Source organism: Kaistella jeonii, assembly GCF_000812865.1.
GTDB lineage: Bacteria > Bacteroidota > Bacteroidia > Flavobacteriales > Weeksellaceae > Kaistella > Kaistella jeonii.
On sequence record NZ_JSYL01000004.1, the window covers coordinates 31,475 to 49,022 of the forward strand.

The following is a 17,548-nucleotide window of genomic DNA, read 5'->3' on the forward strand; positions in this document are numbered from 1 at the left end:
CCTCGATTTGAGGTGGTTTTTTTTATAAAATAAAATGTTACTTATTAAGCTCCATCAACCGTTTGTGCAATTCATTATATTTTTCTTTTTCAGTCAGGGCTGACTTCGAGTCCTCTTTTGGTTTATATGCACTATTCATGCGTAATGCATAACTATAATCGAATCCGGCCTCCTCTGCAAGTGCAACAAGTTTCCGGTAATTTTCCTCATTCTTCGGCACGTTTGCACTTAGAGCTGCAAACTTTCTTTCTTTTTCCTCCCAGGCATCAGACCTCGCTTTCTCTTTGCGATCATAAGCTTCCATTTTAGCCTGATGCTCCGCAGCGTAAGGGCTGTAATTAGATGATGAGGTTGGTAAGACCGTAGTGTTGGACGACTTAGTGGTTGAGGGAGCAATATTCTTAAAATGCTGATCACTTTGTGCCTGTTGCCTTTGCTGAGTGGCTTTACGGATCTCCTCTTGATTGGGTTTGTGGTAGGCATCACCGTATTGCGCCTTGATAGCGATTACTCCGAATAACAAAATCGAAGCAGCGAGCGTTATTTTTTTCATGTGGGTTATTTTTGGTAAAATTATAAGAAAATCACCCACGTAATCTACCCAATTCAGGGTATTTATTATTTTTATCGGTTAAAATTGGATACCAATAAAATCCTAAAAATTTTTTCTCTTAATTTGCATAATTCATTATATTTGTTATGGTTAATTAAAATATTAATTTAAAAACACTTACCATGAGAAAATTTATTACAAACATTCCCGCTTCATTAATCAATGAAACATTCACAACAGATGTAAATGCGGCACTTGTGCCATTGCAACCCTACATTTTAAATCTTACCGATGAGGAAAAATTGGGTTTGCGCACCATGGCGGAAGGACGTGAAGGTTATGCACGTCTTATTTCCCGCATCGCCACACAATTTCCCAACTCGCTTAGCCGCGCCGATGATCCGGCAGAACTGACCGCATTATTGGAGTACAATACGCGTCTGGAGGCGAACAAACTGGCTTTGCTGCAATCACTAGAAAGCATACAGGAAATACAACTGGGAGCCGCCGCAGATATTATGACAATGGTAGACCGCTATACGGCAAACCTGCAAATTTCCCGCACCAACGAGGGATCTCTGGATCTTGCGATGCAGGATGTAGATGGCTGGAACCAACGGTTTGCAAATAAAAATGAAAAACCTGCCCCACCAACTACCTAATTATTACTACTGCTATTTTCAACAAAGGCGCGCCAATCTTTACGAGTGGCGCGCCTTCTTTTTTAGAAGGCAGGCCTGTATTTTTCGTAAGTACGCCTATCATTTTGGTAGGCTCGCGTATGATTTTGGTAGGCACACGTATGTTTTAGGTAAGTGCGCCAATTTTTTGGTACGCGCGCCAATGTTTTCGGTAGGCGCGCCTATTGAAAAGGGAGGGTAATTTTTTTGTTTAGTGATTGAAAAGAAAAACTCCAAAGTGGGGAGACTTTGGAGCGTGGTTTTTTTGATAAGGTTGAAAAGGAAGGAATTTTAAATCCGCGCCATCGAAAGAAGGAATTCTAATTTTTTTTTCCGAATGTAGGTTTTTTTTATGGAATGATTGGTAATCTATACTTTACAAAAACTGTTCAACCATATTTTTGATATCTTGTAAGTTAAATTGATGTGCTAAACCACTAATTCCTTTAAAAACAGACTTTAAGGCTTCTCCACCATCATTAACTTTTTTGATTTGTTCACCAGCACTGCTCAAGGTTTTTAATATAGATTTCAATTTTCTACCCCAACCTTTTTCAATTACATCTCCGCTGTTCTGCGCAACTTTTGCATCACTTGCAAATTCTTGCACTTTTCTTAGTGCATCCGTTACTTCTTTATTTGATGCTCCAAGTTCCTGTATTAAATAATCTGCCTCACCCTTTAAATTACTGCTTATATTATTAACAACTTTTATATCAATATCAATAGTAATAGAATTGTTTATTTGTGTATTTACAGTAGGACTGTTAGTATTTAATATATTCAAAACTATTTGTGGTACTGTTTGCTTTTGAAGATCAAGTTTTCCCTCAAACAATTCTACTCTTTTAAATCTTTCAAGTGTACTTTCTCTATCTTCAAACATTCCAATTAAATAACCTACATTAAAATCTCTACTTAACTTAGAATGAAAGTACGTTGCTTTTCCTGCTTTAATGTGGCTTATTAAATCTTCATAACCAACAGTGTTTTCAGATTTATCATCCAATGACATTAATTCAGTATAAGAAATTTGTGCATAACTAGATGTGATATCTTGAAACTCTCTTCGAATATGTTCCCACATACCTAATTTCCCTTCTCCTTTTATACGGACATAAATACGTTTAGCTTCTTTATCTGCGTGAACCATAGCAAGACTATCACTTTTTTTATCTAAAATAACTATACCTGAATACCAATAATTATTATCGTATGCATCAGATAACTTCTTTGCTGTAAATCGATGGATCAACGCCAAAGGCATATAATCTTTAAATTGTAAAATATAAGTTCGAACATGTTCACCACGGAATTCACTGTACTCAACTTTTGGTACTTTCCCAAATGCTGAAGGGATTAGTAAGTTTTTATCATCTGGAGTGTAGCAAAGATCAAATTTTTTCATCATGCTCAATATATATCCATAATGAGTTTCATCGTACGTATAATCTTTGTCATTTAATGGTTTTAATAATTCATTAAAATCCTTAATATTAATAATTCCGAAGAGTTTTGCAGTTTTTTTTGATGTAATAATCTTGTAGACACCTTGTGAAATCCATTTCGGACTTAACACATGAAGAAAATTTAAATATGTATCTCCAAACCAAGTTACAGCACCAATTGTAGTAAAATACTTCAATAGTAATTTTTGAGTTTTTTCATTACCAGCATTGTTATTTCTACATATCTCACTAAATCTTTTATAATCTAAATAATGTTGTTCTCCAGATGTACATTCTTCGATATTTTTTTTTATATCAAACCAGTTATTTGGAAACAATTCATCTACTGTTAGTAATTTCATTGCATTTTCTTCTAAATCTCTTTTAAAGTCTTCTATTCCTAAACCAGTTTTACAACTTGTATTATAAAATCCAACAATATTAGGATACTTTTCTTTTAAAAATTTTCTATCAGCAATCTCTGTAACATTATCATCTTGTTTATTAAAAACTACCAAAACAGAGGCATTACCACCAAGACTTTCTATTTGTTGCAACCAATATTCAGGTTCTTCTTCTTTACGATTATCTAGGACCAAAACATACAAACAACCTTCTGTAAAGAAAAACTTATGCACAGCGTGTTGTATTTCTTGACCACCAAAATCCCAAATATGAAATGTTAGCTTTCTCTGATCTTCATTTAATAATTCCCAATGATCAATAAAAATCCCGTTTGTTTGACATTTTCCTTGTTCAAAGGTGTCATTTAAGATTCTTTCAATTAAACTTGATTTGCCAGCACTTCCATCACCAATAAAAATTATCCTGCCTTCTGAAAGCGGTTCGTAACCGAATTTTTCAGCCGTTTCATAGTAATTTCTTGTAGTTTCTTTGCCTAACTCAATAACAGAATTTGGAGGATATTCTAAGGGATTGTTACGAATACTCAACGTTTTTCTCTGCCTTCTTGAAGGTTCTATTATGCCTAAGTTCCTATCGAACCAATTAAATTTTTTAGCAACTTCTACTGGAACTTTTTTAATCTTATTTGAGCTTAAATTAATTATATTTAAACTGTCACTTTTTAATAATATATCTAAGTTTGTAATTCTGCAACCAGTTGCATTTAAATAATTCAAGTTTTTCAGCGGAAGAATGAAATTCATATCTTCAATTAAAGTGTCTTGACAATAAATTGAGGTAAGATTATTTAGGAATTGTAATTGATCTAAATTTTTAATTGGATTTTCCCAAATTGTCAATATTTCTAATAGTGGACATTGTGCTAATGAACTAATATCTTTTAATTTATTTCCTCCGATATATAAATATTTTAATTCTGGTTTTGGAAATATTACTGAGATATCCTCGATACCGTTATTTGTAAGATTAAGACTATTTAATTTATCAAATTTACTAATAGAACTAAAATCAAAAATCTTTTCGGAATGACCTCTGTTAACAATACTTAAGGCAGTAATTTCATTATTTACATCTACTAAAAAATAATTACTTAAATCTAAGTTTGCATCAGTATTAAAGTAATGTTCATCAACTTCATTAATAGTAGTTTCAAATATTTTTTCTAAATGTAATATCTCATCAGGTTTATCAATTTTAACAGATTTTTTTATTTTTTTGTTTACGAGATTATTTTTCATCATTTATGTATTTAAAAACCTATCTTAGGCCTAATCAAAAATATGACTTTTATTTAACTTTAGATTTTTCTAATCCTTTAATTATTCTAGATTTTAATAAAAATATTTATTTTGTTTAACTATATTTTATTAACACGTTCCTAAAATTTTTAATTTTCTCGAATAATCTCCTAATAAAATTTAACCATGAACTTAACCCCCTCTACCTATTCCAAGCTTTTGAAAATAAAGTGAAAACCTCCAATTAATAAAACCTTATTAAAGTCAAAGGTCCATTTACAATAAATTTCGATACCCATTCTCCCAAAAACTTTTCCCGTAATTTCGCTACAAATACAAAACAAAACTGTGTACAATTACCCACCAAAAGTCAGCGAAAAAAGTATCTGGAAAACTTTACTGAAGTTGAACAGCGATCCAATTGCCATTATTTCTCAAAATTTTCAGGAACTGGGAAATACCTACACCTTAAGTTCTTTTTTAGTGAAAAAGCGGTTTGTCTTTAGCCGCGATCCCGAACTTTTTGATTATGTGTTGCGAAAAAATCAAAAAAATTATGAGAAATCTGCGATTCAAACGCATGTTTTGGGCAAATATTTGGGTAAAGGTTTACTAACGAATACAGGAAAAGATTGGCTGAAACAACGCCGGCTCATTCAACCCAATTTCAGCAATAAAAATATAGAACTGCTGCATCAAACGATGGTGGATGAAATAAACGCCGTGATCGAAGATCAAATCAAAAATGAAACGATCGATCTTTATAAGATGACCAATACGCTCACTTTTAATATCATCGCGAAAACTTTGTTCGGTACCTCAATCGACTATAATCAAATCCTGAGAATTTCGGGTTCTATTACGGAGATTCAAAAAATGTTCATCAAAGAAGTGCGGAAACCCTATTTGATGTGGTGGTATAAAGTCTCCGGACAATTGAAAAAACACCTTCAACTGTCGGATGAAATGCGTGACGTTTTCCGGGAAATTATTCTGAAAAGACAAAGTGAAACGGGAGACTATAACGATATTCTGCAAAATCTACTGGAGTCCAGATATGAAGACACCGGCGAACCCATGACAATGGATCAGTTGATCGACGAAATCATCATCCTCTTCGTTGCCGGACACGAAACTTCTGCCAATGCGCTGGCTTTTACCTTGTTTTTAATTGAAAACAATGACAGTGAAAAACAATTATTAGTAAAGGAAATCAACGATCTGGGCGAAGATTTTTTATCTTTAAAAACACTTTTCGGGAATTCTAAAACAATGACCATCATTAAAGAATCTTTGCGACTGTATCCACCCGCGTGGATCATCGACAGAGTGGCTTTGGAAGATGATACTTTTAAAGACTTTTCCTGGGGAAAAGGCACGATCGTAGAATTTTTGCTTTATGATATGCACAGAAATCCTGTTTTTTGGGAGCAACCCAATTCTTTTCTTCCCGAGAGATTTAACGAAAGTGACATCAAAAGTAAACCTTATTTTCCATTCGGAAGTGGCGCGAGACACTGTATCGGCGAACATTTTGCCTACATGGAAATGATTTTATTTTTACGATTGTTCTATAAAAAATACCACCTAGAACTGGAGACGAAAGAAATGAAAACCATCGCCTTAATAACCTTGCGACCGGTAGAATTGAGAGGAACAATCATTTCGAATTCTGTGGGTAATTAAATTGATGAAAAAAAAAGTGACGAAGGAAGTGCACTAAAATAAAGCTTGCTGCATACTATTAATTTCATTGCATTCCAGCTAAAATTTCCTACTTTTAATCCACAACAATTTTCCTACAAAATACAATGCTCAACCTCTCCCCAGAAATCTTCGAAGCTTTTCAAAATAAACTGAAAACCGGAAACCGTCGCGGCGTTCATCTCAATGCCATTCCCGGGAATTCTCGGTATAAACTGGATCTCGCACAGCTTTCGGAAATTCATAAAAGCTTGCCCGAACATTTTATTGTGGATCTTTTAACGCAGAAAAATGTTTCTTTTAAATTTTCGATCCATGATCAAATTGTGGAGGAAGATTCCGCTGCTTCATCACGCAGGACGCTTTCTTTTGAAGAAGATAAGGAGGAAACGGAAGCAATTGAAAATGAAGAAAATCCTGCATCGGCTGCACTTTCAAAAGACGAAACAAAGGACAAGAACAAGGAAAAACTTTCTCGAAGTTTAGAAAATCTGATTTTTCAGAATGAAGTCATTTACTCCGAAAAAGGCGTGAATTCCTTGGGATTTGGTTTTCCAATATTGATCCGGAAAGATGTTTCCGATGGACAGATTTCGGCGTCTCCCCTTTTGATCTGGTCAATCAACATCAAGCCGACGAACGAAATGAATACTTGGGAAATCAGTCGTGCGGAAGATGATCCCATTTATCTGAATGAAGTTCTCATCAACCATTTGCAAAGTGATTCCGGCGTTATTTTAGATCAGCTTTCAGAAGAAATGCTGTCGGACGGAAAGATCGATAAACCCGAACTGTTCAATATTTGCGAAACTATTTTAAGTCAGCTGAAAGTCAAGCAGAATCTGGATTTCATCATGAATAATTATGCTGAAATCGCGGCCATTAAAACGAAAGCGGTTTACGAAACTTTGCTGCCGAAGAAAGGCGACGCTTTCATTATAAAATCCGGCATCTTTTCCATTTTTGAAGTTCAGAAACAAAATATTATTAATGATTATGAGGTTTTAAAAAGCAGCTTTAAACCTTTGGAAGATTCTGCAAAACTTCCTTTTCAATCCATCACTTCCATCGAAACCGATCCTTCGCAACAGGGAATTCTGCAAGCGTTGAAATCTCAAAACAAAATTCTGATCCAAGGTCCGCCCGGAACCGGGAAAAGTCAGACTTTGACGGCGGTTTTGGTGAATGCTTTAGAAAACAAACAAAAGACGATCGTGGTTTGCGAGAAACAAACTGCTCTGGAAGTTCTCTACAACGCGCTTCATAAAATGGGTTATGCTCGATATTGCACGATGATCAAAGACAGTATCTCCGATCGTAAACTCATTGTAAATTCTGTGCGAAATCTCATCGATCCCGCAGATTTTAAAAAACCCATGCAACTTTATTCTGCACAATCTTTAAGTGATCAGATTACGGAAATAACAGGTCATCAAAACAACGTAAACACGGTTCATCATTTACTCAATACAGAATTGTTGCCGGAGAAAAACTGGTCAGAAATTGTGGGAAATCTTCTGGAATTTAAAGAGTCGAAGGAAACACTTGATCTGCAAGATTCTATTTTTTCATTTTCGAAAGAAGAGTTTACTGAGATTGAAACTTTGCGGAATGCAGGAGAATCGATTTATAGAGAATACGAACCTTTCATTGAATCCTCTTTTCTGAACACGGAGAAATTAGTCCAGGAAAACTTTCTCAGCAGTTTGCAAAATTTAGATCAAACGTTTCACGGCTATCAAAAATCCTGGGAGGAAATCCAAAACTTGATTCGCGATTTTGAACCCATTTATATTGAAAAGAAAAAGCAGGAATTTGGGCAAAATTTGCAGAAACTGACGTCTTTAATTAATGAAACAGAAATTATGACTTCGACCTTGAACTCTAATTCTGAGGAGTTTTTACCGGAAGTCACGGAAGGTTTCTTTTACAAATTGGGCGCTTTATTTTCCTCCACGAAAAAAAGGAAAATTCAGAATCAGAAAAGATTAACCGCCATTTCTTCTTCCATTAAAGAGATCAGCTTGAATCCACTTTTTCCTACGATTGAGATTTCCGGGAATCTTTGGAATAATAAAAATGAGATCCTCAATTATAGGCAAAAAACGGAATCGGCGCAAACGGAATTCTCTTCCAATATCGAAGTTAATTACGAGTCGCTGGATTTCCTGAACCTTTTCGATCCAGCTATTTCGGGACGAGAAACGGAAACGATTTCACAAAAAATTCAGAATTTGAAAAAGTCCATTTTGAATGACCGCTGGACCAACAATACTGATTTCGGAAATACCTATCTGCAAACTAAAGAACGGTTAAACGCTGTCTTTTCAAAGTATTCAGGACTTCGCAATGATTCGTCGAATCCTTTATTGGCTGAATACAATTGGTTTTCATTTCATCAAAATTTGTCGGTTTTCCAGAAAGGTTTGCTGGAGAAATTATATCCACTTCAAAACTGGAAATCTTCTTTTCTTTCGGCTTATTTTTCTCTTTTGCTAAAATATCACAGTGATGAGAAACTCAATTTCAATGAGCAGCAATATGCAGAAATCATTAAAAAATTAAAAGTATTCGGTTTCACACAGAAAAGTTTCATTGAACAATTCTGGAATACTGCGCAACAGGAAGCCGTGAAAAATTTCGAGAAAGACAATAAAGATATTACGGTCGCGAATCTTTACAACAAACGAAGCAGCATCAATCACACCCGATTAACATTGCGACAAATTGCCCAAAAAGACACCGATCTTTTCACGACTTTTTTCCCTATCATTTTGACGACGCCGGATGTTTGCAGCAATCTTTTTCAGAATAAAAATCTATACTTCGATTACGTTGTTTTTGATGAAGCGAGTCAGCTGAAACTGGAAGATAATCTGCCGGCTTTGTTGAAAGGAAAAAACATCATCATCGCGGGAGACGAACATCAAATGCCACCGTCGAATTATTTCAGTAAAGTTTTTGACGGTTCCACCGATGATGAATATGAATTGGAAGGTGAGAACGAAGTCATCACCTACAAAAACGCCATGCTCAATATCGAGTCTTTGCTGGATTTCGCCATGGAAAATAATTTTGAAAAAAACCATCTCGATTTCCATTACCGCTCCAGACATCCTTATCTCATTGATTTTTCTAACCATGCTTTTTACAATTCAAGATTAAAACCGCTTCCGGCGCAAACTGAAAATAAACCGATTGAATTTTTCCAGGTTGATGGTATTTTCAATGATCATATCAACACAGAAGAGGCAGATAAAGTGCTTGAAATTTTGGCAAAGATTGAACCTGATAAAGAGGGAAAATATCCCTCCGTCGGAATTGCCACTTTTAATATTACGCAGCGGAATTACATCAAACGAAAAATTGTTCATCAAATTAATCTGCCGGAAAATGAACTATTTAAAGAGAAAATTCAAGGTTTGGAAGAAGCCGGACTTTTCATTAAAAATCTGGAAAATATTCAGGGAGATGAAAGAGACATCATCATTATTTCTACCACCTACGGACGGAAACCAAGCGGTAAATTTGTGCAAAGTTTTGGTCCCGTGAATCATTCCAAAGGTTATAAATTATTGAATGTGATCATTACGAGAGCGAAAGAGAAAATTTACATCTGCAATTCCATTCCCGAAGAATTTTTTATGAACTATAAAGATGCGATCGAACAGGAAGGCGCCAATAATAGAAAGGCAGTTTTCTATTCGTATCTGGCGTATTGCAAAGCGGTAAGTGACCAAAATGAAATTCAAAGAACTGAAGTTTTAAATGTTCTGGATGTTTACGGACATAAAGCTTCAACGGAAAAAGATGCGGAAACCACTTCATTCATCAATCAGATTGAGGAACATTTAAAGGAGAAATTTCCTGACCTGAAAATTGCTAAAAACCATCACTTTGGCGGCTATGTTTTAGATCTGCTTATTGAAAAACCTGATCACCCATCAATTATTGTGGAATGCATGAGTAAGGAAAAATATGATGGCGAGCTCGGTTACCTGGAAGATCTTCACAAGGCAAAAATCCTGCAGAATTCCGGCTTTAAATATGTGCGGATCTGGAGTCAGAATTGCTGGCTGAATTTAGATTCGGAAATACAAAAAATAGTAAAGAAATTAGGATGATCTTAGAACAGTTAAGAAACAAACTAGAAGATATTGATTTCAAAGAAGTCATTGCTTACATCGATGAACACTTCGATTTCATCCCAACAAAATTTAAAAACGGGAATATTGTAAATGAAGCGAACGAAAATAATGGTTCCTGTAAAATTTTCAGTTTTGCGAAGTTGAATCATTTATCAAAAGAGGAAACTTTATTTCTTTTTGGAGCTTTTTACAGAGAAGATGTTCTGGGAAATCCTGAGGGAAATGATCATCAGAATATCCGAAACTTTATGGAATTTGGGTGGGAAGGAATTTCGTTTGAAGGACAAGCGCTGGTTAAAATATAGTTTTAATTTGACAATCCACTTTGCAGCCCGACTTGAACGGAGCTCTTTTTGTGGAACGAAGAGAAACAAAAAAGCGGGAGTGGAAGGCGGAAAAGTCTGCCCAAATAAATTTTATTATTAAGAAAATTACACGAATCCGCTTTGGCAAAATTATTGCAAATAAATTTTCAAATAAAAATAAACAATATGAGATCTTCCCTATTTAAAAAAATCCTGATCTGGGTTGCGCCACTTGCAATCGGTTATGTAATGAAAAAATTGCAAAGTAAAAAACAGGCTACTCTTCCAACAAGAAAAGCTTAAAACACAAAACCTCATCTTAAAATGAGGTTTTTTTATTTTAAACAAAGTCATAAATTCCGTTTTTCCAGCCGAGGATTTTTGAGGAGTCTGCATTAAGCCAGTTTTTCAAAACGGTTGCATAGACTTTCCGGAAATCTTCGGTGTAAATTAAATCGCCATCGTTGAGTTTTTCCAGATCGGGCAATTGATTAAGAATTCCCTTCTTTTTTAAGCCACCGGAAACAAAAAACATTTGATTCGCCGTTCCGTGGTCTGTTCCTTTGCTTGCATTTTGAGAAACCCGTCTTCCGAATTCGGAAAAAGTCATCAACAAAGTATCTTTGTATCTTCCGGAGGATTTTAGATCTTCCACAAAAGCTTTCACCGCGTCATTAATTTCGGTAAAAAGTTGCGCCTGTCTTTGATTTTGATTCACATGCGTATCAAAACTTCCCACTGAAAGATAATAAACTTTCGTATTGATATCTGAATTAATAAGCGAGGCAATATTTTTAAAATCCTTTCCCAGCGCGGTATTTGGATAAACTGCAGTGCTCGCTTTTGCTTTGCTTTTCTCGAAAATATAACCCGCATTATTAATGGTTGAACCCATCGTTTGATACAAATATTCTACGGTTTCATCTTCGTGATGATGGTTTTCATAGAGCGATTTAAAATATTTTTCCTGCGAAGTCTGATTCAGTCTTTTAGGATCTTTGAAGGCAAAAGCTTTCTTCTCTTTCCCCTTTAAAGCCAAACTCAACATATCATCAATTTCCAGCGCTTGAGTTGGATGATCGCAGTTATAGCAGGCTTCATCTAAATATCTTCCGACCCAACCTGTATATAAAAACTCATCGCTTTTACTCGCAGACTGCCAAATATCCATGCTTCGGAAATGCGATTTGTCGGGATTTGGATATCCCACATTATTTAAAACCGCCAATTCTCCATTATCAAAGAGTTCTTTAAAATAACTCAAACTAGGATTGATCCCTGCTTCATCGGCTAATTTTAAAGCATCTTTGATGGAAATCATTTCTCTCTCCCGAAAATAAATATCATTTCGAGTCGGAATAATCGTGTTGAGTCCATCGTTTCCACCACTGAGTTGGAGAACTACCAAAATTCTGTTTTCTTTATCTAATGCTTCGGGGAAAGTCATCGATTTAAGGAAATTTGGAACCATCAACGAAGCAGTTGCTAAAGAAGATATCGTTAGAAATTCACGTCTTTTGATTAACATATTTTTAAAATTAGCAGTGAGTAATTAGTGAGGAGCAATTAACAAAGTTGAAATTCCGGCGTTGACATCGTGTTGACGATTCTTTGTTTGACCGACGATTCTGAGAATTGCTGTACCGTTTTTTCATCAAGGGAGGATTTATTTTGAAGCAGATAATCACTTATATTTTTATTTTTAAAAGCTTCTTCAACCAAATTCCAGTCGATGGTAATCGTTGGATTTTTAAAACTGGCGTACGTATTTTGAGAATTTTTCAATCCCATTTCAATATCATCATCTGATTTTGGTTTCAATTCCAAAGGTCTTAAACCGGACCAGATCTGTGGAATTTGCAAACGCAACATCAAAGTGGAACTGTCGATCCAGGAATTTCCTGAAGGCCAACCAGCCACATTTGGCGGATAAAGCAGCATTTGTCCAAGTAACTTTTGATAAACAATTAAGTTTTCAGGTTTCGCAATTTCCATGGGTAGAATACGCATTATTCCCGCCATCAGTTCTACAGGAGATTTTATTTTAGCTCCAATATTTTCTTCGCTATAAAACCATTTCGCAGTGAAAATCTCCGTCATTAATTTTTTAATATCGTATTTCGACTCATAAAACTGATCGCTCAAATGCTCAATAATACTTGGATTTGCTTTTTCATTCACAAAGAATCTGTAAATTTTTGTGACGATGAATTTTGAAGTTGCTTTCTGATCTAAAATTATATTTAGAATATCATTTCCATCAAAATTACCTGTTTTACCAAGGAAAGTTTTGGTACCAAAATCATGTTGTTTTGGTCTTTCAAAAAAACTTCCATCGGCTTGAAAACTCCAGCCTGTAAAAGCTCGAGCACCTTCTTTGATATCTTTTTCGGTGTAATTTCTACGTCCCAAAGTAAAAAGTTCCATGACTTCGCGCGCAAAATTTTCGTTAGGATGGTCTTTTTTATTCTGTTGATTATTGAGGAACTGCAACATCGAAGGACTTTGCGAAACCGCCTTTAATAAATCTCCAAAATTACCCAGTGATTTTTCGCGAATGGTATTTAAAAGTTGCAAATTAAATTTAGAACTTACGACTCTGGTGGCGAAATGACCATTCCAGAAAAAAGCCATCTTTTCCCGCAGCTGATCTTCGGACTGAACCATGAAGTTTAGAAATTTGAGATTGATCTCAATATTTTCTCTACGGTTTCTTTTCTGGATTTCTTTCTTGCCATCTGCATCTAATTTTGAAACTTTCTGATAGTCTAGATTCTCCGGAACTTCTTTTAATGCAAGAGGTTGAAAAGTATAGGTCGCCGATAATTTCTTCCAGATATCGGTGAGAGGAAGCTGTTCTAAATCTTTGGTTTGAGAAAGGTTAAAACCAAAACCTGCGCGTAAAAGCAGGTGTTTATTTTTCTGAAGTTGGGAAACGCTCATGGAGATATTTGCACCTTTGATGTAAAGATTTGCAAATGGTTAAAATGAGGAGGGAGTTTTGTTTGAGTTTATATTTCCCGAGATTACGCGGATTGCGTAGATTTTTTAGGTTTTGGCTAAAGCCAATGCGATCAACTTAATGAAAAAACGAGCTAAAGCCCGTTCCTATTGATATTTTAATTCTTTTGGAAATTTAATTTTTATATTTTTAAAATATTAATCTGGGGAATCTTTAGAGTTTGAGAAACACGTTTCTCTTTGTAGATTCTGAGGATGCTGACTATTCTTTATAATTCCCTTACTGAAGCGTCCCGAAACTCTTTTAATAAATTTTCAAAGACTTTCTCGACGGGCAATATTTCGTGAATTAAAGCGGAAACCTGCCCGATCTCGAGCTCGCCTTCTTCCAGATCGCCTTCGAACATTCCGCGTTTTGCTCTGGCTCTTCCGAGGGTTTCTTTTAAAACTTCGGCATCTCTGCCTTGATCGTACAGTTTTTCCAGATCGTGGAAGAATTTATTTTTCACCATACGAACGGGTGCTAATTCTTTCAACGTTAAATGCGTGTCGCCTTCATTGAGACTGATGAGTTTATTTTTCCAGTTCTCGTGCGAGCTTGCTTCGCCCGTTGCGGCAAAGCGGGAACCGATCTGAACGCCGTCTGCACCAAGAATCATGGCAGCTTTCATCTGCGAACCTAAAGCGATTCCACCAGCGGCGATCAAAGGTTTTGAGATATGTTGTTTTACATTTGGAATTAAACAAAAAGTGGTCGTTTCATCGCGTCCGTTATGACCGCCAGCTTCAAAACCTTCGGCGACAATGGCATCAACTCCGGCATCTTCACATTTCATGGCAAATTTGGTAGAAGAAACGACGTGAGCGACTTTTATTCCTCCCTTTTGTAGAGTTTCGGTGTAGGCTTTAGGACTTCCTGCAGAAGTGAAAACAATTTTCACTTTTTCTTCGAGAATAATATTGATGATCTCTTCTAAGTTTGGATAAAGCAAAGCGATATTTACGCCGAAAGGTTTATCGGTGGCGGCTTTGCATTTCTGTATATTTTCCCGCAAAACATCAGGATACATACTTGCAGAACCGATCAAACCTAAACCACCGTTATTGGACACGGCAGAAGCTAATCGCCACCCGGAATGCCAGATCATTCCACCCTGTATGATGGGATATTTGATCTGAAATAATTGCGTGATCCTGTTCTGGTTCTCATTCATCTCCTTTAATTTTTTCGCAGCGCCGAAATCTATAAAATTACTCATGGGGTAAATTTAATTATTTCGAGGACAAAGAAAAAATGTTCCGGTGAAATTTTAGAATTAAAGGCAGTTTGCAACGAACATTCTGTGTAAAATTTTTTAGATCCTTAAGAAAAATTATTCTTTAACAATTTTGTAATCACCGAATTTTCCGTTCCAGTTTTCACCATAAGTTGTGAATTCGATGTATAGAATTTGACCGTCAGTAACGTCAATTACATAACCTAAACCTTCTTTTAAACCTTTGATCTCGATATTTTCGCCGCCGCTAAATAAGGCGTTGATATCTTCAAAATTAAGTTCTTCTTCGGTATTTGTGTATTCAAAATTCACCGTCATTCCGACTTTAGTGATTTCTCTGTTTTTCACTTTCAAAAATGGTAGATGTGATTTCAAAGTAGGATATTTTTCGATTAAACCGTTTAAAAGCGTTGTTTCAAGATCGTTGATTTGTTCCATTTTTTGGATGTATTTTTACTTTTGCAGATGTTATTTTAATTTCGAAGCAAATTTAAAGCTTGCTTATCGCCCGTTCTTTCTGCGGTTTCTTCGGCATAATTAAGGGCGGTTTTACCAAAAAAATCACGGCCTTCATTTTTAGCGCCTGAATCTAAAAGAAGCTTCACGATTTCGGGTAAATTATATTGAGCAGCTTTCATAAGCGGTGTGCCTTTATCATTATTTGCTTTGTTTACGTCTGCTCCATTTTTAATGAGCAGTTTAACAATATCATAACTTTTTTCAGACAATATCGCTTTCAAAAGCACGGTATCTCCGGTAGAATCTGTAATTGAGACATCGGCGCCATTGTCGATCAGGAGCTGAACCATTTCCAAATTTACATCGAAAGCCGCAACACTGATCGGACTGACTCCGCCAAAACCTTCGCTTCTTCTGTTGATCAAAGCACCATTTTTCAGGAGGAAATTTACTTTATTTAAGCTTTTGCTGCTTACTGCTTCTATCAATGCATTTCTGCCATAACCATTTTTTATATTTACTTTCGCACCTGCGTTAATTAGAAGTTTCAGAATTTCGGTATCATCCGCATCATTTCCTGAAGCATAACATAAAGCGGTATTTCCATTTTCATCTTCCTGGTTAATGTTGACCTTCTTCGCAATTATTTTTTTAACACTGATGAGATCATTTCGCTGCGCGGAAATCATTAATGGTGAAGTTTTATATTTAGAATTCACGATGCTTACATCTGCGCCGGAATCGATGAGTAAATGAATTGTTTCCGGTTTTATGCTCTCTTCATCCATCGCCTCCAGCAAAACGGTTGTTCCCGTTTCAGAAGATCGCGTATTTAAATCAGCGCCCAACTGTATCATTTTCGCAGCTACTTCATTCCAACCGTAAGTTAAAGCCCACTGTAATGCCGATGTTCCACTTTCATCAAGTCCTGCGTTTTTAACATCCGCATTATTTTGCAGTAAAAATTTCGCCATCTCTTCACTTCGGTTTGCACAGGCTAAAAACAGGGCGGAATGTCCCGCAGCATTTACAGCATTGATATCTGCTTTTTTACTTAAAAGAAGCTTTACCATTTTTATATTATGTTGAAAAGCAGCGTGCATCAGCAAAGTCCAGTCTTCATTTGAACGATCAGAAGCACTTTTTTCTCTACCACCCCTAAAATATCCCGAAGTAATCCCATTTGCGTCTTCGCCACCTTCAAGCAATTTCCGAACAAGATTTATATGATCCTTTTTAACTGCTTCTACTATTTCTTTTGAGGCTGTTTTTTTTGGAGAAAAAGATTTTGTTATTTCTTTTGCAGGTGCGAGTTTAAAGACTTCCTTTTTTTCGGAACAGGAAATAATGCTTAGAAGAGCGAGTCCAAAAATTAAAAATATTTTTACAGGATTTTTCATGATGACATTAATATAATGTTTGTCCAAGTTTAATTTCACAAAATCAGACCTAAAATAATGTAAGTTTTTCCCAATCTTTTTTATTCAAAATTAACCAGTTGGTCATTCGGCAAATCATATCCGTATAGTTTGTTTCCATTATCTTGGTCTAAATATAACCATTTCAAGGTATTTACTCGATGTTCAAAAACAATCGAGATCCCAACTACCGTATATTTTTTACCGTCTCTGGTTTGTTCTTCGATGGAATATTCTAATTGTTCTTTCTTTGAAACGGCATCTTTTATCATTACATTTTTGGTGTTTGCAATGTAATATTCCACGATCAAATACAGTTTATCTAAATAATCTTTACTGAAGCTTTCTTCACTTGACCAGTTGTATTTGAGTTTCTTTTGATAATTTTTTCGGAAGACAGAAACTTTACCGTCTTTCAGCTTTTCAACAGAAATGACCCACTCCGCAAGTTCAGGAGTTTCGCCATCACCGGAAATGTAAATGGTATCTTTTTTCCAGGTGATTTCGATGAGGTCACCTTTGAGCAAAGTTCGGTCTTCATTTTTATCATTGATAAAAGAGAAGTCTGACTGATCTTTTTTAGCGTTCAACAACATATAATCTCCATCATCATTGTAGTCTACAAAATTCAAAGTATCCTTCTGTATGTTCAACTTTTCTTTTTTTTCGAGAATTACAACCGTTTTTAGTTTTTTTTCTGAGGAAACTGGTGTTTTTTCAGCCGGTTTTGCACAGGATAAAAAGATGGTAAGTAAAAAGAGTTGCAATATTCTCAATATCGTGGTTTTTAATTTTGACGTGATGGTTAAAGGTTAAATATATAAAAAATTTGTTGCTTCAAAACTTTAATTTTTCCTTCTGAAAGAAACAATCTTTATATTATAGCCCTGATTGAAGCGGCATCCTTTTTTGAGGAGGAACGACGAGAAAA

General features: G+C 35.6%; 12 protein-coding genes. 4 read left to right on the forward strand and 8 right to left on the reverse strand.

Features of this window, described 5'->3' with window-relative positions:
* Positions 1-37 precede the first annotated feature (37 nt).
* Complete coding sequence (locus OA86_RS07770; protein WP_039351385.1) at positions 38-553, reverse strand: hypothetical protein; 516 nt, start codon at positions 551-553, stop codon at positions 38-40.
* A gap of 182 nt (positions 554-735) precedes the next feature.
* Between OA86_RS07770 and OA86_RS07775 the strand changes: the two genes are divergently transcribed.
* Complete coding sequence (locus OA86_RS07775) at positions 736-1,215, forward strand: hypothetical protein (RefSeq protein WP_039351388.1); 480 nt, start codon at positions 736-738, stop codon at positions 1,213-1,215.
* A 394-nt stretch (positions 1,216-1,609) separates the two neighbouring features.
* Here OA86_RS07775 and OA86_RS07780 read toward each other — a convergent pair whose 3' ends face one another.
* Positions 1,610-4,348, reverse strand: coding sequence for a COR domain-containing protein (locus tag OA86_RS07780; protein WP_039351391.1), 2,739 nt, complete (start codon positions 4,346-4,348; stop codon positions 1,610-1,612).
* A 345-nt stretch (positions 4,349-4,693) separates the two neighbouring features.
* Here OA86_RS07780 and OA86_RS07785 point away from each other — a divergent pair, with 345 nt between their 5' ends.
* The 3 genes from OA86_RS07785 (at position 4,694) to OA86_RS07795 (ending at position 10,502) form a co-directional block, all read left to right on the forward strand.
* Positions 4,694-6,031 carry a cytochrome P450 gene (locus OA86_RS07785; RefSeq protein WP_052257445.1) on the forward strand — a complete coding sequence of 446 codons (1,338 nt, stop codon included), beginning with the start codon at positions 4,694-4,696 and terminating at the stop codon, positions 6,029-6,031.
* Positions 6,032-6,156: 125 nt separating this feature from the next.
* Complete coding sequence (locus OA86_RS07790; protein ID WP_039351394.1) at positions 6,157-10,173, forward strand: AAA domain-containing protein; 4,017 nt, start codon at positions 6,157-6,159, stop codon at positions 10,171-10,173.
* On the forward strand, positions 10,170-10,502 hold the full coding sequence (locus OA86_RS07795; RefSeq protein ID WP_039351397.1) for a HopJ type III effector protein: 333 nt from the start codon (positions 10,170-10,172) through the stop codon (positions 10,500-10,502). Before OA86_RS07790 ends, OA86_RS07795 begins: the two co-directional genes overlap by 4 nt.
* Positions 10,503-10,842: 340 nt before the next feature.
* Here OA86_RS07795 and OA86_RS07805 read toward each other — a convergent pair whose 3' ends face one another.
* The 6 genes from OA86_RS07805 to OA86_RS07830 form a co-directional block, all read right to left on the reverse strand.
* Entirely contained in the window at positions 10,843-12,030 is a 1,188-nt protein-coding gene (locus OA86_RS07805) for a DUF1501 domain-containing protein (protein ID WP_039351403.1), read from the reverse strand.
* Positions 12,031-12,068: 38 nt separating this feature from the next.
* Positions 12,069-13,445: a DUF1800 domain-containing protein gene (locus OA86_RS07810; RefSeq protein WP_039351406.1), complete on the reverse strand. Its 1,377-nt coding sequence runs from the start codon at positions 13,443-13,445 to the stop codon at positions 12,069-12,071.
* A gap of 287 nt (positions 13,446-13,732) precedes the next feature.
* Complete coding sequence (locus OA86_RS07815; RefSeq protein ID WP_246008043.1) at positions 13,733-14,722, reverse strand: NAD(P)H-dependent flavin oxidoreductase; 990 nt, start codon at positions 14,720-14,722, stop codon at positions 13,733-13,735.
* A gap of 114 nt (positions 14,723-14,836) precedes the next feature.
* On the reverse strand, positions 14,837-15,178 hold the full coding sequence (locus tag OA86_RS07820) for a hypothetical protein (protein ID WP_039351409.1): 342 nt from the start codon (positions 15,176-15,178) through the stop codon (positions 14,837-14,839).
* A gap of 35 nt (positions 15,179-15,213) precedes the next feature.
* Positions 15,214-16,626 (reverse strand): ankyrin repeat domain-containing protein, encoded by a 1,413-nt coding sequence (locus OA86_RS07825; RefSeq protein ID WP_039351412.1) that lies wholly within the window; start codon positions 16,624-16,626, stop codon positions 15,214-15,216.
* A gap of 53 nt (positions 16,627-16,679) precedes the next feature.
* Entirely contained in the window at positions 16,680-17,393 is a 714-nt protein-coding gene (locus tag OA86_RS07830; RefSeq protein ID WP_039351415.1) for a hypothetical protein, read from the reverse strand.
* Between the last annotated feature and the right edge of the window lie 155 nt (positions 17,394-17,548).